We start from the raw sequence: 18,157 nt of genomic DNA, 5'->3' as shown, positions 1-18,157 counted from the left end.
TCAAAAGAGAATCGTAATCATCTAGCCCCGATTAAATTGGACAAAGTGTGACAGCTCAAGCCACCGGCACCAGCGCCACACGCCGTTCACGCAGTAGATGAAACGCCACAAACGCCATCACCGCAAAACCCGCCTGGATCATGATCATCGGTAAGGCACTGCCGTCGCGCAGTTGGCTCAGCAGCAGGCCACTGCAGGTGGCGCCGAACATCTGCGCAAAGCCCATCAGGCCTGCCGCTAACCCGGCTCGGTGCGCGTTGGGCATCACCCCGCCCGTGACCGCGCCGGGCAACACCAGCCCGCCGCCAAGCGTCGCCAGGGCAATGGGAATATCCAACCCCAACACCGACAAGCCGAACAGCCCGTAAATCACCGCCGCCAGCACCCCGCCGAGGGCTACCAGCGTCACCCCCATCGCCACAATCCGCTGCGCCCCCAGGCGCAGGATATTGCGCCGGGTGTAGGTGGACCCGACGATCAGCATCGACACGATCACGCCAAAATTGATGCCGTACTCCAGGCTGCTTAAGCCGAGCAGGTTGATAAACACCGCAGATGATCCGGCAATCACCGCGAACATCGCGCCGTAAGTGCACGCCAACGCCACGGCGAATGCGCGGTATGGGCGGCCCTTGAGCAAATCCAGGTACTGCCCGCCGAGGGTGCGCCAGTGGCCGGCCTTGGGGTCGAGGTAAGGGTTGCTTTCGCGAAAGAACAGCAGCACCAGCAGCAACACCACACTGCCGATCACCAGCGCCAGTAGGATCGGCGCACGCCAGCCCACCACGTTGATCAGCAGTCCGCCGACCATTGGCGCGACGACGATCGCGTAGAGCATGCCGATCATCGTCAGCGCCAGGGCCGGCCCCGCTTCGACCTTCCACACATCGCGCACCACCGTGCGCGCCAACACCAGCGCCGCACAGGCACCGAGGCCTTGCAGCACGCGGGCGGCGATAAATTGATGCATGTCGCTGACCAGCAGCATCGACATAGTCGCCATCACATACAGCACTAACCCGCCGATCAATACCGGACGCCGGCCGATGCGATCCGACAATGGCCCAAACAGTAATTGCCCCAGTCCAAACGCTGCGACAAAGGCAGACAGCGCCATCAGTGCCGACCCCGGCGGCGCCACCAGCGCCTGCTCAATGGCGCCGAGGCCGGGGATGATTAATTGGGTCGAGACTTCGCCGAGTGCCGTTAAGGCCACCAGTAGCAACAGCAAGCTTCGCGACGGAACCGAGGCATTCGACATGGGGATTATCCGGGGCTGGCTTAATTTATATTTCGACCATAATATGCGTAAAAAATTATGTCCATAATTTTTTGCCCACTGGTCAGCCCCTGGAGCCCGACATGAACCCTCTTCCCCTGCGTCTTTTCTCGCCCCTGGCTTTGCTGATGATCCTCAGCGGCTGTAACAGTCAGGCCGACACCGCCGCCCAAGCGCCCCAACCGCGCCCGGTACTCGTCGCCAAGGTCGAAGCTGCCGGCACGCAACAAAGCGCCTACACCGGTGTGGTCGCGGCGCGTACGGAAAGCGACTTGGGCTTTCGCGTCAGTGGCAAGGTGATCGAGCGCAAGGTCGATCCCGGCCAGCATGTCTCTCGTGGCGACACCTTATTGGTACTGGATATCGGCGACTTCGAATTGGCCCTGCGCTCGGCCAAGAACCGCGTGAATGCCGCCCAGGCACAACTGCGTCAGCGCCGCGATGATGCCAACCGCTATGAACGCCTGGCGAGTACCGGTGCTGTGTCGCGGCAGATCTACGACCAATCGGCGACCAACCTGCGCGTCGCCGAAGCGGAATTGGCCTCGGCCCAATCCGACGCCAGCCAAATCGAGAACCGCCGCACTTACTCAGTGCTCAAGGCCGACGGCGACGGCATCATCACCGACGTACGCGTCGACCGCGGCCAAGTGGTCGCCGAAGGGCAGATCGTCGCGCGGCTGGCCCGTGATGGCGCCCGCGAAGCCATCGTTAACCTGCCGGAAAACCAGCGCGACCTGGCCTCGCAAAAAGCTCTGGCCTTCCCGTTCGGCGCCCCTGACCAGGCGGTAGCGGCCACGCTGCGCGAACTCTCCGCCAGTGCCGATCCCGTCACTCGTACGTACCGCGCGCGCTATGTGCTGCACGGCGCCGTCGACCGCTTCGCCCTCGGCTCAACCATCACCGTGCGCCTTCAAGGTAACGGCCAGATGCAACAGACCCGCGTGCCCATTGGTGCGCTGCACGATACAGGGCAAGGCACCGGGGTGTGGGTGGTCGGCGCCGATAACACAGTCGCCTTTGCCCCCGTCAACGTCGCCAGCCTCGGCCAGGAAGATGCCCTGCTCAACAGCGGCGTGAACCCGGACACCGTCATCGTCGCCCTTGGCGCCCACCTGCTGCACAGCGGGGATGCGGTGCGCCTGCTGCCCGCCCAGGCGCTGGCCCTCAACCGCAAACAGGACCAATGAGCATGCGCGGCATCAACCTCTCTGAACTAGCGGTCAAGCACCGTGCGGTCACGTTGTTCCTGATCATTGCGATCCTTGCCGCCGGCATTTTCTCGTTCGGCAAACTGGGGCGAGCCGAAGACCCATCCTTCACCGTCAAGGTGATGACCATCACGGCCGCCTGGCCCGGCGCCACTGCCCAGGAAATGCAGGAGCAAGTCGCCGACCGCCTGGAAAAACGCCTGCAGGAGTTGGATTACTACGACCGCGTCGAGACCATCGCCCAGCCAGGTTTTGTGTCGATGCGCATGACGTTCCTCGAATCCACCCGCCCCGGCGAGATTCAGGACTTGTTCTACCAGACCCGCAAAAAGCTCAGCGATGAAGCGTCGAGGCTGCCCAAGGGAGTGATCGGGCCGTTTTTCAACGATGAATATTCCGATGTGTACTTTGCGCTGTACGCCCTGGAGGCCGAACACCTGCCCCATCGCCAGCAGGTGCAAATGGCTGAAGAGCTGCGCCAGGGTTTCCTCAATCTGCCGGGGGTGAAGAAGGTCAATATCCTCGGCGAGCAGGCCCAGCGGATTTTCGTCGAGTTTTCCTATGAGCGCCTCGCGACCCTGGGCATCAAACCCGACCAGATCTTCGCCGCCCTCGCTGCGCAAAACGCTGTGGCGCCGTCGGGCTTTGTGGAAACCGCCGGTGCCCGCGCCTATATCCGTATCGACGGTGCCTTCGACAGCCTGGCGCTGATTGAAAACGTGCCCCTGGAAGTCAACGGCCGACTGCTGCGCATTGCCGATGTGGCGACCGTCAACCGAGGTTATGAAGACCCGCCCAGCTACCGTATCCGCCATCAGGGCGACCCGGCGCTGATGCTCGGTGTGATCATGGAGAAACACTGGAACGGCCTGGAACTGGACAAGCTCCTCAAGGACCAGGAAGCCCGGATCCAGGCAGACCTGCCACTGGGCGTGAACTTCGCCAAGGTCTCCGACCAGGCGAAAAACATCAGCCTGGCGGTCAATGAATTCATGCTGAAATTCTTCGTCGCCCTCGCAGTGGTGATGATCATCAGTCTGTTGGCCTTGGGCTTTCGCGTGGGCCTGGTGGTGGCGGCGGCAGTGCCACTGACGTTGTCCATAGTGTTCGTGATCATGCTGGTCACTGGGCGTGAGTTCGACCGCATCACCCTCGGCGCGCTGATTATCTCCCTCGGCCTGCTGGTGGACGACGCGATCATCGCCATCGAGATGATGGTGGTGAAACTGGAAGAAGGGTTTGACCGCATCCACGCCGCCACTTACGCCTGGAGCTCCACCGCCGCGCCGATGCTGACCGGCACACTGGTGACCATCATCGGCTTTCTGCCGGTAGGATTTGCGCGCTCGGCCGCCGGGGAATACGCCGGCAATATCTTCTGGATCGTCGGCTTCGCGCTGATTTCATCGTGGCTGGTGGCGGTGGTGTTCACCCCGTACCTGGGCGTCAAGCTATTGCCGAACATCAAACCGGTGCCCGGTGGCCACGACGCCATCTATGCCGGGCGCTACTACCAGAAACTGCGTGCGGTAGTGGAGCTCTGCGTGCGCAGGCGCTGGTTGGTGACCGGGCTGGTGGTGACGGCGTTTGTGCTGTGCGGACTGGGCATGGGGGTGGTGAAGAAGCAGTTCTTCCCCAACTCCGACCGATCCGAGCTGATTCTGGAGGTGTACATGCCGCCCGGCAGCGCCTTCAAAAGCACTGAGGCAGTCGCGGCGCAACTGGAAAAAGCGCTGATGCAAGAACCCCAGACGAGCATGGTCGACACCTACGTGGGCGGCGGCGCGCCACGGTTTTTCCTGTCGCTGAACCCTGAATTGCCCGATCCGGCTTTCGCAAAACTGATCGTGCAGACCCCGGACTCCCACGCACGCGATGCCCTCAAACTGCGCATGCGTGAGCGTATCGCGGCAGGCGAATTCCCTGCGGCGCGGGTGCGCGTCACGCAATTGCTGTTCGGTCCACCGGTGCCCTTCCCGGTGGTATTCCGTGTGTCCGGCCCGAATCTGGAAGTGCTGCGCGGCTTGTCAGAAGACGTGCGCAAAGTCGTCGCCGCTAACCCGTTGACCAAGGACGCCTTCCTCGATTGGGGCGAGCGCACCAGCGGTTATCGCCTGGTACTCGATCAAGACCGCCTGCGCCTGCTGGGCTTCACGCCCAACGAGGTCAAGTCCCAGCTCAACGCCCTGCTCAGCGGCAACCCGATCACCGAGGTGCGTGAAGGCAACCGCACCGTGTCCGTGGTGGCCCGCGCCCAGGGCAACCAACGCGAGAACCTCGGCAACCTCAACAACATGACCCTGACCAACAGTGCCGGCACCTCAGTGCCGCTGGCCCAGGTCGGGCATTTCCAAGCGGTGATGGAAGAGCCGATCCTCAAGCGCCGTAACCGAGCGACCACCGTGGAAGTGCGCGCCGACATCATCGACGGCGTGCAACCGCCCGACGTCGAAATGGCGGTCTACAAAGACCTGCAACCGCTGATCGCCAAGCTGCCAGCCGGCTATCAACTCAACATCGGCGGACCGGTGGAAGAAAGCGCCAAGGCCAACGTCGCCCTGGCCGCACTGTTTCCGATCATGATCCTGCTGACCCTCACAGTGATCATGTTCCAGGTGCGCTCCTTCGGCGTGATGTTCATGGTCTTCGCCACCGCGCCCTTGGGCTTGATCGGGGCTGTGCCGACGCTGCTGCTGTTCAATCAGCCGTTCGGGTTCAACGCGATATTGGGGCTGATCGGCATTGGCGGCATTCTGATGCGCAACACATTGATCTTCACCGACCAGATTCGCCAGAACCAGGAACACGGCATGGCGATTCGCGAAGCCATCGTCGAAGCCACGGTGCGACGTGCCAGGCCCGTGATCTTGACCGCACTGGCCGCGGCGCTGGCGTTCATTCCGCTGACGTTGTCGGTGTTCTGGTCATCCCTGGCCTACGTGCTGATCGGCGGAGTGCTGGTGGGCACCGTGTTGACGCTGCTGTTTTTACCAGCGCTATGCAGTTTGGTACTGGGGCGGCAGAAGATAAAAGCTGTCGAAACTTCCCACGCAAGCGCCGGATAAGCGCTACTCCCCGCTGCGAAAAACGCCTGCAAAGTCCCTCGCCTGAATACACAGTGCGAGGGATTGCAGATGGTTTTTTTCGTTAAGGCCCTGATTATTGCGACGACTCCTCCAAGGGATACACACTATTGCACCCCCAGAGGGAACACCCATGAAGTCACGTGAAATAACCATTATCAATAACGGTATACGTGAATGCGCAGTCGTCGAATACGCGGGAGGAAAGCCAACGCTTAGTCTATTACTAAGTAATGGCGAACGGAAAACGTACACCGCATTAGACCTGTTCGAAAGCTTTGGCTTATTGAGAGCAGACTTGAAAGATATTAGATTTTTGTGCAAAGGCGCAAAAATCAATGTTCACACGTCTGGAATGTCTTCACAGATGTCGAATGGTCTTGTCGCCTACGAGATGACTATGGGAAACCCTGATGGTGAACTCACCAGTATTTTTGCTTATGAGGAAAGCGACCTCACCAACGATATTCAGGAGCAACGCGATTTCTGCCAGCGCTGGTCCGAGTCAATTAAAGACTAAAAGCCCCAACCCCTGTGGTGAGCAGGCTTGCCCTGCGCAGGGCAAGCCTGCTCACCACAGGGGTTCACTCATTAAAATGAACCCTTTGCGTGGCAGTCCGAGCTTGAGGGAGGTGGTTACTTCAGTTTCCGGGATTAAATTATTCGCGCAAACCCGTATCAGGTATTTCTCGATCTGCTCAAACGAAAAAATTCGCTGCCTATCATAAAAATTTGACCCTGAAGACATTTCGGACTTAACACCTTTTAAGTACGGCGGTAGTTATTTAGGACATTCAGCGCCTAACCCAAACAGGAAATAAAATGAACGCGCAAGTGATAAAAGTAGTCATCGGCGAGCAGAAATTGGAGGTCACGGTAAGATACGACCTCGACAAACGGGTAATGACATTTTCTGAAGCCGATAACTTTAATAAGGTTTACCGTGAAAAAGACATTTATGCTTGCTTTGCTAAAGTCAGAACCGATTTCCCTCATATCGTATTTCTCTGCAAGGGCGCAAAGATAAACGTTATGCCATCGAGGATGGCGTCTCAAATGAGTGCCGGGCTTGTCGCCTATGAAATGACACTGGGCAAACAGGCATCTCGTGAAGACATCGTTCATATATTCGGCTATGAGGAAAACAATCTTACGAACAACCCAAAAGAGCAAATCGATTTTTTTAAAATGTGGTTGGCGTCCTTAAATTCGCAAGACTATGAAAAATTCAACTGAGCGTTTTTCCATCTGGCCACTCACATTTCAGGTATCGCAGCCACTCTCTGGTGAGCAGGGGTTCACCGATCAAAATGAACCCCGTACCGGGTCAAATCACCGCTTCGCCAACTCCATAATCATCCGACTCAACAAGTAAACCCGAGGCGCCACGCTCTCCACCTCCGCGTACTCGTCCGCCGTATGGATATTGCCTCCCACAATCCCAAACCCATCCAACGTCGGCGTCCCTACCCCGGCTGACAAACTCGCGTCCGCCGCGCCGCCGCTGCCCTCAATCGTCAGCTTCTTACCCAACTCCCCATAAATTCCTTGGGCAATCGCTACCAACTTGTCCGACTCCGCCGTCTGCGGCATCGGCGGCAGGCCGCGTTTGAGGGTGGTGGTCACTTCGGTTTCCGGGATCAGTTTGTTCGCGGAAACCCGCACCAGGTCTTTCTCGATCCGATCAAACTCTTCCGGCAATGCCGCGCGGACATCTGCCTTGGCGGTGGCTTGGTCAGGAATCACGTTGGTGCGGTCGCCAGACTTGATTACGGTGAAGTTGATGGTGGTTTTCTTTTCTTCATCACCGAGCTTGCCCAGTTGCAGGATCTGATGCGCGGCTTCCATGGCGGCGTTGCGGCCCAGTTCGGGGGCGACGCCGGCGTGGGCGGCTTTACCTTTGACTTCGACCACCGCGGTGGCGCTGCCTTTGCGCCACACCACCAGGCCGTCGGCGGGGCGGCCGGGTTCCAGGTTCAGCGTGACGTCGTGGGCCTTGGCGGTGTTGCGAATCAGCTCGGAGGCGATGTCGGAGCCGGTTTCTTCGCTGGCGTCGAGGAGGAAGGTGATGCGCTCGTAGTCTTTGAAGCCCTGATTCTTCAGGACTTTGAGCGCGTAGATGCCGGCGACGATGCCGCCCTTGTCATCCATCACGCCAGGGCCATAGGCGCGACCGTCTTTGATATGAAACGGGCGCTCGGCCGCGGAGCCTTCCTTGAACACGGTGTCCATGTGGGCCATCAGCAGAATCTTCGCTTTGCCGGTGCCTTTGAGGGTCGCGATCACATGGCTACTGTTGGCGGCGGCATCCGGTATGCGTTCGATGTTGAAGCCCAACTGCTTCAACTCATCCACGGCAATGTCGCTGACCTGGGTCAGGCCCGGTCCGTAGCCGGAGCCCGAGTCGATATTCACCAGGCGCTCCAGCAGTTTCAGGGCCTCGGCCTTGTACTGTTCGGCATCCGCCTGGATCTGTTTGTGGGGTTCGGCGCTGTAGGCCGGAAGTGCGAAGGACAAGGCCAGCGTGGCGGCCAGGAGGGTACGGGGGAAGGCGAAGCGCATAGACCGATCCTTGTTTTTTGTTGAGGTGCAGCCACCCTACCCCACTAAACGGAGCGCAACCAACTCCCGTGCACCGCGCTGACACGGTTGCGCCCGCTGCTCTTGGCTTCATACAGGGCCTGGTCGGCATCGTTGAGCCAGCCGGTGGAGTCGACATGTTCCGGTTGATACCGCGACAGGCCGATGCTCAAGCTGGCACGCAGAGTTGGGTCCTGGGCGTACGCCAAGGCATTGAAGCGGTCACGCAAGGCATCCATCACTTCGGTGGCATGGTTGAGCGGCATTCCCGGCAGGATCACGCAGAACTCATCGCCGCCATAGCGCCCGGCCAGATCGGTGGCGCGCAGGTTCTGGCGCAGTATTTTGCTGAGTTGGCGCAGGACGATATCGCCCGTGACGTGGCCGTAAGTGTCGTTAATGGTCTTGAAGTGGTCGATGTCGATCAACGCAATCGCGGCGCCCTGCTGCTCGCGACGGCAGCGTTGGAACTCGATTTCCAGATGATCTTTCCAAGCGCCGTGGTTGAGCAGACCGGTCAGGCTGTCGGTGCGACTCAGGGCGAGTAATTCACGTTTGTGCTGGGACAGATTCACGGCCTGGCGGTAGCAGATCCAGCCAAGCGCCAGGGGATAGAGCATCAGAATCGGCAAGCATGCATAGACTTGAGCTTGGGTGGTCGTGGCTACAAAGGCCGGCGCGAAGATCAGCAACGAGGTGCCGATGCCAAGCGCTTGCGCCACCCACCCCGCCAACATAAGGCGCGGGCCGCCGAGGGCGACGTTGTTCATGGTCATCATCGACAGCGTGGTTATGCTGGGCAGTGGGTTGAAGTGCATGGCCCCAACCCAGAACCCGCCGCAGAACGAATCGAACAACACGTTGCGGTGTTCACTGCGCAGCATGTTGGCGGTTCGTAGAGACAGTCGGTACGCCAGATGAGGCCAGACGACGGCGTTAATCAGCATCCACGCCCATACCCACACAGAGGGGTTAAGTGGATACATGCCAAACACCACACACACCAAACCGAGCGTCAGCCCCAACGTGCGGGATTTATACAAGCGGGTAGCAAGCGGAAGTCCCTTTCCTCCGGCGGCTGGCATGGTTGGGTGTCATCCTGGATGAATGCCTGGAGTCTATCAGGGCGCCATTAATTCGCCACTACCACTCATAAGCTCATTCCACGGCGCAAATGCACGAGCCAAAGCGCTTAGTGAGAAAAGCCCCGGGCCAGCATCAACGCCACACCCAGCAGCAACACCGCCGTGACCCGCTGCAACAACACGCGGCGTTTGGGGTTTTCCAAGACGTGCTTGATGCGCTGGCCGAAGTAGCAATACAGACAGCCACTGGCAAATTGCAGCATCAGGAACGTCGCGCCGAGGATCGCGATATCCGCCGCCGAACTGTGCTCCCCTGCCCCGGCAAACTGCGGGAACACAGCGCTGAACATGATGATGGTCTTGGGGTTGGAAAACCCGGTCAGCAGCCCTTTGCCGAACAGGCTACGTGAGCCCTCCACGGCGCCGGCCTTGCCGATCGCCACACCGCTGCTGGTCCACTGCTTGTAGGCCAGGTAGAGAATGTAGGCCACACCGACAAACTGGATGGTCTGGGTAATGGCAAGGTTGCCCTTGATCAGCTCCGAGAAGCCCACGGCAAATATCAGGATCGAAATCAGGTAAGACACGCTGGCGCCGATCTGCGCCGGGATCGAGCTGCGCAAACCGTCCTTCAAGCCCAGGCTCAGCAGCAACAGGGTCATGGGGCCAGGGCTGAAAGTCATGGTGGCGCAGAACAGCAGGAAATAGAGAAACGAAGACAGCGTTAACGCAGTGGTCATGGGCCAGGGCCTTGAGTAGGTAGAAACGAAAGCCGTGGGACGGGCACACCGGCGCCCGCCCCGGTATCCATCAGGCGACAGCGATCTCGGTGGTCAGGGATTCGCGGTACATCACCGCCAGCTCACCAAGGGCGGCCTTTGCGGTCTGGTTGCGGGTTTCGAAGGCCACCAGGCCTTTCCAGTTGGTTTCGACAATGGCCTGCACCACGTCGGCGTAATCGCAGTTGCCGTCATGAATACCAAAGTGCTGGTCCTGCACACCATTGTTATTGCTGAAGGAAATACCCTTGATCAGGTGGTGATACTTGCGCACCACCTCGGCCGGCAGACCGTTTTCGATATTGGCGTGGCCCGCATCGAGGAAGAAGTACACGTTGGGGTGGGCCTGCAGACGCTCGAACACAAAGGCGTATTCGGCTTCATGGGTGAAGATGTAGTGGAACGGCCGGTAATTGACGTAGTTCGACAGGTTCTCAAGGTAGATGTCCACGCCCTTGGACTCGGCGTAACGCGCCAGTTCCTGGACCGACTTGAGGTAGTGCTCCAGGGCGACTTTCTTGGCCATCAGCACCATTTTTGGCTCGACGATGCAGCCACCGTGGATGATCAGCGGCGCGCCCAGGCGGCTGGCAATATCAACTTCTTTCTTCACGTATTCGACGGCCGCCACGCGAAAGGCGTCCACATCACTGCCCAGCGGCGCCTTGAAATTGCCGTGGTACACCGGTTTCACACCAGTGGCCGCGATCTGCTCCTGCAGGCTGGCGATGCGCTCATCGGTCCAGTCATCGACCATTTCGCCGAACAGGCTGCCATCGATATACCAGTGGGTGCACCCGCCTTCGATGGCAGTGTCCAGGCCCTTCTCGGCGGCCAGGTATTTCTGGTGGGCCACACCGGTACAGAACGGCACGGCGGCGTTAATCAGTTTGTTTTCCATGAAGCGATTCCTTTCGTGATGGAGCGTTACAGTTCAATGGCCATGAAATCGGCCTTGGTCACGCCGCAATCCGGGCATGTCCAGTCTTCCGGCACCTCTTCCCAAGGGGTACCGGCCGGGATTCCGTCTTCAGGAATGCCCAATTCTTCTACGTACATAAATCCGCAGGGCGCACACATATAAGTCTTCATGAAAATGCGAAATCCATGGTTCGCTGGTAGGAAAGTTCGCCAATTCCGGGCGAGATGGCGCGCAGTCTAGGGGAGCGGCATTGCACAAGGCAGGTGAAGTGATGCCTAATCCGGCCTAACTTCACCGGTAAAATCACCAGCAAACACAAGGAAGGTTTATGTTTGTATCCGCCATCGCCTTTGTGGACGGCACGCCGAAGGTGCAGCAGATCGTCGAGGCGTTCAGCCAAGCCATCGAAAACGGCGAATGGGCGCCCGGCAGCAAATTACCGTCGGTGCGCGAACTGACCCAGACCCTGGGCGTCAGCAAGTTCACCCTCAATGAAGCTCTGGACCGCCTGCGCGGGCGCCACCTGCTCACCTCCAGCCAGGGCCGTGGCTACTTCGTGGCGATGGACAGCGCGCGCCCGGCATCGGTGGCGTGGGTCGACCTGCTGCCCCAGGACCTGCTTAGCGTGTTGCGTCGCCCGTTGGTCACCGCAAGCGGCGAACTGCGCCCTGGCGGCGGCCACCTGCCGGAAGAATGGCTGGACGCCGATGCTATCCGCCAGGCCATGCGCAGCGTGGTGCGCGCGCCGTCGCTGCGCATCGCCGGGCTGGGCACACCGGCCGGACTACTGCCGTTGCGCCAGGCCCTGCAACAGAAGCTGCACGGCGAAGGTTTGTCGGTGCCGGTGGAGCAGATCATCACCACCCCCAACACCGTGCAGGGCCTGGACATGCTGATGCGCCTGCTCGCCCGTCCCGGCGACACGGTGCTGCTCGACGCGCCGTGCTACTTCAACTTTCACGCCAACCTGGCGTTGCATGGGGTCAAGGTGGTGACGATCCAGCGCCGTCCCGATGGTTTCGATTTCGCCGCCCTCGAACAGCTATTGGCCCAACACCGTCCCAGCCTGTACCTGACCACCAGCGTGCTGCATAACCCAACAGGTCACTCCTTCAGTCCCAGCCAGGCGTTTCGGCTGTTGCAACTGACCCAGCAGTATCACTGCCATATCGTCGAGGATGACCTCTACGGCGACCTGCACCCCAACCCGCCACCGCGCCTGGCTGCCGTCGCCGGCCTGGAGCAAGTCACCTATCTGTCGGGGTTCTCGAAGATTCTGAGCGCCAACACCCGCGTCAGTTTTGTGGTGGCCGCACCGCAACTGGCGGCCAATTTGACCAATATGAAGTTAATGAGCGGCGGCGTGACTTCGGAGCTGTTCGAGCAGATCGTCTACCGCATGCTCAGCGAAGGCAGCTACGCCAAGCACCGCAAGCGCATGGTCCAGCGCTTGATGGAAGCCGGTGGCCGCGTCGAGCAATGGCTCAAGCGTTGCGGGTGTGAATTGCCGATGGCGTATGAAGGCGGGATGTTTATCTGGGCGCGGCTGCCGCCAGGGGTCAACGGCGAGCTGTTGGCTCAGGAAGCCTTGAAACGCAGCATGGTGCTGGCGCCGGGCGCGCTGTTTGGCTACGACCCGGCCCATCGCGATTCGATGCGTTTCAACGTGGCCCACAGCGATGAGCCACGGGTGCAACGGGTGTTTGAAGCGCTGTTGCGCCAGAGTATCGGGCAGGATCACGCCCCTGCCTGAATCAACCTACGATATCGCCGCGTTGCAGTTTGCCCTCCACGACAAGGACAAAGTTCGCCTCACCAGGCTTGCCGGTAATCTGTAACGCGCTCATTTCCAGAACCGGGTCATACACAAGCTTTGCCTCACCGACGGCGCCGGAAAATTCGCTGACAAAGCTCAGCGCTGACTTGCCCAGTGCTGCCGTAAGGCCAGACACATCGACCCGGTCTTCGCCACTGACAAAGTCCATGATCCGGTCGAGGGCGACCTCAGTCGATTCACGGGTATGCCCATAGACGAATACGTCCTTGCCCTTTTCTCCCCAAAGTATGTCGGCCCCTTCTGCTCCGTATAAACGGTCGTCGCCCTCGCCGCCTTTCAGCGTGTTGGCAACTTCATTGCCCACCAGCAAGTCATTGCCGGCACCGCTGATGACGTTCTCAAGGGTTGTCCCGTACGCGATAGCGATATTGCCCTTGAGGCCGCCCACATCGGAGAAGGTCCCTTCTTTCAAGCTGATTTGCTGATCTTGCCTGTAGCCGGAGAAGTCCAGCGTATCAACACCACCGCCATCCCAAATGGCAGCCACCATCTTGTCTTCAGGGGCATGAACACTCAGGAAGTCTCGATCCGTATTGGCGTTGAAACCATAGGTAGTGTCATTTTTGCGGGTGTCACGGTTGGCACCGTATTTCTTCTGGTAAGCGCTGATATCGTCCAGTTGCGGCGCCGACGACATGAAGCCGCGGTGGTGCATGTACGTACTGCGCTCGCCTCTGTAGCTCATGACGGTATGACTACGAGAGTCCTCTGAGGAATCGACCTGCCCTGGCTTCAACCCGGCGGCACCGTACGCCCCTGGATGGCTAAGGCCCATAGCGTGTCCCAGCTCATGAACAACGGTGCGCCGACCGGAATTACCAAGGGCCGCGTTGGCCACCGCAGACTGGGTTTTTGTGTTCACAAACCAGACATCACCACTGTTTTTATTGCCGGGATAAGGCAAAAAAGCATGGTTGGTGTAGGAATAGGGACGGCCATTGCGATCGATCATATGGCCGTAATTGCCGATCGTGATATGCCCCTCGCTGCTGGGACTTCTTGCCCCTTGGGTAAACCTGACGTTGGCGACATCTTCGATAGATTGCAAGCTGAGCCGGGTCTGTTGCCGCTGGTGCTCGCCAATCGGAGTAAACCCGACTCTGCCGAACCGTCGTGTATCCGCGCCGGCAGGCGGGACACGAAACTCGTAGGTCACATCGGTACGACCGTCACCATTCTTGTCCGGCCAACCAGGGCTCTGTCGCCAGAGCTGTTGGGTGGCGTCCTCCGACGACTTGGACGGCAATCCGTTGTGCTCGATGCCCTCACCGCGTTTATCGCGCTGCAGGAAGTGTTGGAGGTTCTGGAAGGTAGTGCTGGTGTGGGAGGAAATAGTCGTCATGCTCATACTCTGATCAGGCGAGGAAGGTCCCCGGATCATCAGCATTGCGCCTGAGCTGCGATGTCAGGCTTGTGCGCAACCACCAAGCGTTCGCGCTGATAACAGCCTGGCAATCGACGCTCCAGACGGTAGGAAATAATCACCGCCCCGCGCGTCCCTTGAGCATGCAGTGATTGACCCGCACGACGCTGGCGTGCGGCACACCCTACCCGGCGCAGCACCTCTATCGGCGATGGGCCAATGACCGCACGCAACGATCCCCCAGGCTCTGCACGCCCTGCACCAACACCACCAGCACAATCACCGTGACTACCATGATCTGGTTGTTGAAGCGCTGGTAACCGTAGCGGATAGCGAGGTCGCCCAAGCCGCCACCGCCGATCACCCCGGCCATGGACGAAAAACCGATCAGCATCACCAGGGTCAAGGTCACTCCGGCCACCAGTGCCGGCAAGGCTTCGGGCAACAGGACCTTGAGGATCACATGGCGAATATCACCGCCCATGGCCACGATGGCTTCGATACGACCCTTGTCCACTTCATCCAGGGCGGTTTCGACAATGCGCGCAAAGAACGGAAACGCGCCAATAGTGATCGGCACCACGGCGGCGGTGCTGCCCAGGGTGGTGCCGACGATCAGGCGCGTCAGCGGGATCAGCGCGATCAACATCACCACGAAGGGCAATGAGCGCCCCAGGTTGATCACCCCGCCCAATACCCGGTTGAGGCGCGGCAACGGTAACAAGCCATCGCGTCGGCTGATAAACAGCAACACGCCCAGAGGCAGGCCGATCAACAGGGTGAATAGCCCGGCCAGCAGCACCATATAGAGGGTTTCGCCGGTGGCGTTGAGCAGCAACTGCAGGATGTCGTTCCAATCGGTTTTCATACGGCCCTCACCACTTGCGGGCTCGGCGTCAGCGAGCGGCCCAGGCGCGAGGATGGGTCGGCCTGCAACTGCAGCAGCGTGCCACTTTCCACCACGCGGCCATCCGCCAGGGACACCGCGCTGTCACAGATCGCCTTGACCACGTCCAGTTCGTGGGTGATCAGCACGATGGTCACGCCAAGCTGTCGGTTGATGTCGCGCAACAGCTCAAGAATCGAGGTGGTGGTTTCCGGGTCGAGGGCGCTGGTGGCCTCATCCGACAGCAGATACGCCGGCCGCGCCGCCAATGCACGGGCAATGCCCACGCGCTGCTTCTGTCCGCCAGACAACTGTGACGGAAACGCCTGGGCCTTGTCGCTCAACCCCACCAACGCCAGCAGCTCTGCAACTCGCGCCGCACGTTCGGCCTTGGGCACATTGGCGATTTCCAGCGGCACCGCGACGTTATCCGCCACGTTGCGCGAATGCAGCAGGTTGAACCCTTGGAAGATCATGCCGATGCGCTGGCGTTGCTGGCGCAGTTGCTTGTCGTTCAGCAGGGTCAGGTCCTGGCCATCCAGCAGGATGCGCCCGGATGTGGGCCGTTCGAGCAGATTCAGGCAGCGCAGCAAGGTGCTTTTACCTGCGCCACTGCGCCCCACAATGCCAAAAATCGCGCCGTCGGCGATCTGCAACGACACGTTATCCAGCGCCGCTGGCTGGCCGTCGGCGTAGGTTTTGCTGACGCCCTCGACAACGATCATTCGACGGCCACCGGAATCACCGAACCGGCGTATTTCTCAGTAATGAACTTGGCCACCGCTGGCGAACGCAGATCGTTGGCCAGTTGTTGGATGCGCGGGTCTTGCAGCAGCTTCGGTGTGGTCACCAGGATATTCGCGTAGGGGTTGCCCTTGGCCTGCTCCAGGCCCAGTGCATCCTTGGCCGGTTCCAAGCCAGCTTCAAGGGCGAAGTTGCCATTGATCACAGCCAGGTCTACATCGTCCAGAGCGCGCGGAATCTGCGGCGATTCGATTTCCAGAATCTTCAAATGCTTGGGGTTTTCGGCAATGTCCTTAGGTGTGGCCTGGTCCTTGGAAGCGTCGTTGAAACCGGGCTTGAGCTTGATCAAGCCATTGGCTTGCAGCAGGTACAGGGCACGGCTGAGATTGGTGACATTGTTCGGCACAGCGACGGTGCCTTTGTCCGGCACCTGAGCGAAGTTGGTATGGCGGCGGGAATAGATGCCCAGTGGCTCGATATGCACGGTGGCGGCCACCGCGAACTTCTGGCCCAGGGCCTGCTCCTGGGAATTGAGGTACGGCAAGTGCTGGAAGTAATTGGCGTCCACATCGCCATGGGCCAGCAATTCGTTGGAATTCACGCCGCTGGGGATTTCGATGATCTTCAGGTTCAGGCTCGGGTCGAGCTTCTGCACGTATTCAAGGATCTGTGCATGGGGAATCGGGTCAGCGGCCACGCGCAATGCATCAGCGGCCGACACACTGAATGAGGCCAGCAACGCCGCCAGGGTAAGGGTGGTGGTTTTCAACATGGATGATCTCCTGATCAGGCGGACAGTGCGTGGGGTAACGTGGCGTCGGCGTAGAAGCGTTGGGCGACATCGGGGTGGGAGCGCAGGCGGCCCTTGAGGTAATTCCAGCCCACGTCACGCAGCAACGGGTTGCGCGGATCGCTCTCCGGGCCATGGGCGTCGCGCAACAGTTCGGGCGTCAGTTGGTACACCGGCACCACCGCGTCCAGTTGCGCACCAAGGAAAAACGCCAGGGACAAGCGCTCGCTGCCCACCGGCGGAGACACCACCCGGTGCACGGTGGCGCGCAGGTAACCGTTACTGGCCAGTTCAAGCAGCTCGCCGATGTTGACCACGAGGGTGTCGGGGCGCGGCGCGGCATCGATCCAACGGCCCTCTTCCACTTCCACCTGCAAACCGGCCTGCTGGTCTTGCAGCAGAAAGCTGAGGAAACCCGAGTCCTTGTGTGCGCCCACGCCTTGGCGACTTTGCTGGGCGTGGCGGCCGGGGTAGCGGATCAGCTTGATGTGTTCGTTGGGTTTGTCGCCATACAACGCGTCGAAAGCGTTTTCCGGCAGGGACAAGGCCTGGGCGAAGGCGCGCAGCAGGCGCAGGGCCATTTGTGTCATCGCCTGTTGCCAGCCCAGTACCAGCGGTTTGAGTTGGGGTAACGCGGTCGGCCATTGGTTGGGGCCTTGCAGGCGTGCCCAGGCGGCCGGGTATTGATCCAGCGCCAACGGCTCTCGTTCTGCGCCGACGTCGAACTGTTCACGCAGGTCCGGCTGGCCACGGGTGATCTCGGACGCCGCGCGGTTGTAACCGCGAAAATGCGGCGAATTGAGCATGCCCACCGCCAGCTTGTCGGCCTCGGGCAAGGCAAAAAATGCGCGCGCCTGCTGCTGCACCTCGGCCAGCAGCGACGGGTCGATGCCGTGGCCGGTGAGGTAGAAAAATCCGATATGCCGCGCTGCCAGGCGCAGCTCATCGAGAAACTGCTGGCGCTGCTGCGGGCTGCCGTCGAGTTGCGACAGGTCCAACAGCGGCAAGGTGGTGATTGACTGCACGTGGGCCATCGGCGGCTCGCTCCTTGAACAGAATCCGTTAGAAGCATCCAAGCTAAACGATCTTAAAAACCCCCAATAAATATCTTTTTGGAATTAGCTTAGGCGCGCCGTAGAGCCTTCCCGCGCCCCCTGGCCCCTGCGACAGTCAAGCCATTGTTGTTCGTTGACCAACCTTGTTACACACCATATAGTGTGCCCACAAACAGAACAGACCACTACATAGTGTGCAGTATCGGTATTTACCGACCACACTATGCGCACTATTTCAATGCCTAGTAGCCTGCAAATCGCATATTTTTTGGACGGCTTTACAGGCCGTCAAAACAGAACAGAAGGGAGTATTTCAATGCTGAGTTGGGATGAAGTCGACAACGAAGACACCGGTGCAGCGGTGATCAAGGGCGCCAACGCCGGCCACGCCAGTGAAGCCAACATGGACCGCCTCGACGGTGCCGGCGCCGCTGCCGCGCTGGAAGCACGCCATGTGACTGCCAACGACTCCGCCGCCATCGTGCGCGCCAAGGCTGCCCTGGACAAACTCGACGTCGCCGAAGGCCTCGCCGAACTCGAAGG

The 18,157-nt window shown here is 59.9% G+C and carries 16 protein-coding genes and 1 pseudogene; 6 read left to right on the top strand and 11 right to left on the bottom strand.

What is annotated here, in order from left to right; genetic code table 11:
* Positions 1–55: 55 nt before the first annotated feature.
* Entirely contained in the window at positions 56–1,261 is a 1,206-nt protein-coding gene (locus BW43_RS02645; protein WP_032891111.1) for an MFS transporter, read from the bottom strand.
* A 101-nt stretch (positions 1,262–1,362) separates the two neighbouring features.
* On the opposite strand from BW43_RS02645, the gene BW43_RS02650 reads away from it, so the two are divergent.
* The 4 genes from BW43_RS02650 to BW43_RS02665 all read left to right on the top strand — a co-directional run bounded on the left by BW43_RS02650 (position 1,363) and on the right by BW43_RS02665 (position 6,809).
* Positions 1,363–2,469, top strand: coding sequence for an efflux RND transporter periplasmic adaptor subunit (locus BW43_RS02650; RefSeq protein ID WP_032891109.1), 1,107 nt, complete (start codon positions 1,363–1,365; stop codon positions 2,467–2,469).
* A 2-nt stretch (positions 2,470–2,471) separates the two neighbouring features.
* Complete coding sequence (locus tag BW43_RS02655; RefSeq protein WP_032891108.1) at positions 2,472–5,555, top strand: efflux RND transporter permease subunit; 3,084 nt, start codon at positions 2,472–2,474, stop codon at positions 5,553–5,555.
* Positions 5,556–5,706: 151 nt separating this feature from the next.
* The gene (locus BW43_RS02660) at positions 5,707–6,093 is read left to right on the top strand and encodes a hypothetical protein (RefSeq protein ID WP_032891106.1); all 387 of its coding nucleotides are present in this window, start codon (positions 5,707–5,709) and stop codon (positions 6,091–6,093) included.
* Between the two features lie 302 nt (positions 6,094–6,395).
* A complete protein-coding gene (locus tag BW43_RS02665; RefSeq protein WP_032891105.1) occupies positions 6,396–6,809 on the top strand; it encodes a hypothetical protein in 414 nt (137 codons plus the stop codon).
* 96 nt (positions 6,810–6,905) lie between these two features.
* Here the strand turns inward: BW43_RS02665 and BW43_RS02670 are convergent, their stop codons facing one another.
* The 5 genes from BW43_RS02670 to BW43_RS02690 form a co-directional block, all read right to left on the bottom strand.
* On the bottom strand, positions 6,906–8,135 hold the full coding sequence (locus BW43_RS02670) for a M20/M25/M40 family metallo-hydrolase (protein WP_032891104.1): 1,230 nt from the start codon (positions 8,133–8,135) through the stop codon (positions 6,906–6,908).
* Positions 8,136–8,179: 44 nt separating this feature from the next.
* Positions 8,180–9,238, bottom strand: a complete 1,059-nt coding sequence (locus tag BW43_RS02675) for a diguanylate cyclase (RefSeq protein ID WP_032891102.1) — start codon at positions 9,236–9,238, stop codon at positions 8,180–8,182.
* A 107-nt stretch (positions 9,239–9,345) separates the two neighbouring features.
* The gene (locus BW43_RS02680) at positions 9,346–9,978 is read right to left on the bottom strand and encodes a LysE family translocator (RefSeq protein ID WP_032891099.1); all 633 of its coding nucleotides are present in this window, start codon (positions 9,976–9,978) and stop codon (positions 9,346–9,348) included.
* A 70-nt stretch (positions 9,979–10,048) separates the two neighbouring features.
* Positions 10,049–10,918, bottom strand: a complete 870-nt coding sequence (locus BW43_RS02685; RefSeq protein WP_032891098.1) for a sugar phosphate isomerase/epimerase — start codon at positions 10,916–10,918, stop codon at positions 10,049–10,051.
* Between the two features lie 26 nt (positions 10,919–10,944).
* Positions 10,945–11,109, bottom strand: coding sequence for a rubredoxin (locus BW43_RS02690; RefSeq protein WP_016968943.1), 165 nt, complete (start codon positions 11,107–11,109; stop codon positions 10,945–10,947).
* A gap of 158 nt (positions 11,110–11,267) precedes the next feature.
* Between BW43_RS02690 and BW43_RS02695 the strand changes: the two genes are divergently transcribed.
* A complete protein-coding gene (locus tag BW43_RS02695) occupies positions 11,268–12,692 on the top strand; it encodes a PLP-dependent aminotransferase family protein (protein WP_032891097.1) in 1,425 nt (474 codons plus the stop codon).
* A gap of 1 nt (position 12,693) precedes the next feature.
* Here the strand turns inward: BW43_RS02695 and BW43_RS02700 are convergent, their stop codons facing one another.
* The 5 genes from BW43_RS02700 to BW43_RS02720 form a co-directional block, all read right to left on the bottom strand.
* Entirely contained in the window at positions 12,694–14,118 is a 1,425-nt protein-coding gene (locus BW43_RS02700) for a M10 family metallopeptidase C-terminal domain-containing protein (RefSeq protein ID WP_050442881.1), read from the bottom strand.
* Between the two features lie 223 nt (positions 14,119–14,341).
* Positions 14,342–15,007: a methionine ABC transporter permease gene (locus BW43_RS02705; protein ID WP_032891095.1), complete on the bottom strand. Its 666-nt coding sequence runs from the start codon at positions 15,005–15,007 to the stop codon at positions 14,342–14,344.
* Positions 15,004–15,750, bottom strand: coding sequence for a methionine ABC transporter ATP-binding protein (locus tag BW43_RS02710; RefSeq protein WP_081797886.1), 747 nt, complete (start codon positions 15,748–15,750; stop codon positions 15,004–15,006). The genes BW43_RS02705 and BW43_RS02710 overlap by 4 nt, the downstream gene beginning before the upstream one ends.
* Entirely contained in the window at positions 15,747–16,541 is a 795-nt protein-coding gene (locus tag BW43_RS02715) for a MetQ/NlpA family ABC transporter substrate-binding protein (RefSeq protein ID WP_032891093.1), read from the bottom strand. Before BW43_RS02715 ends, BW43_RS02710 begins: the two co-directional genes overlap by 4 nt.
* Before the next feature lie 14 nt (positions 16,542–16,555).
* On the bottom strand, positions 16,556–17,593 hold the full coding sequence (locus BW43_RS02720) for an isopenicillin N synthase family oxygenase (protein WP_032891092.1): 1,038 nt from the start codon (positions 17,591–17,593) through the stop codon (positions 16,556–16,558).
* 337 nt (positions 17,594–17,930) lie between these two features.
* Here BW43_RS02720 and BW43_RS0127820 point away from each other — a divergent pair.
* Positions 17,931–18,157: pseudogene (locus BW43_RS0127820) on the top strand (ribonucleotide-diphosphate reductase subunit beta); the annotation flags it as partial.

Source organism: Pseudomonas sp. RIT357 (genome assembly GCF_000632245.1).
Taxonomy (GTDB): Bacteria; Pseudomonadota; Gammaproteobacteria; order Pseudomonadales; family Pseudomonadaceae; genus Aquipseudomonas; species Aquipseudomonas sivasensis.
The sequence above is the reverse complement of the archived record's forward strand: the minus strand, read 5'-3'. Positions and strand labels throughout refer to the sequence as shown.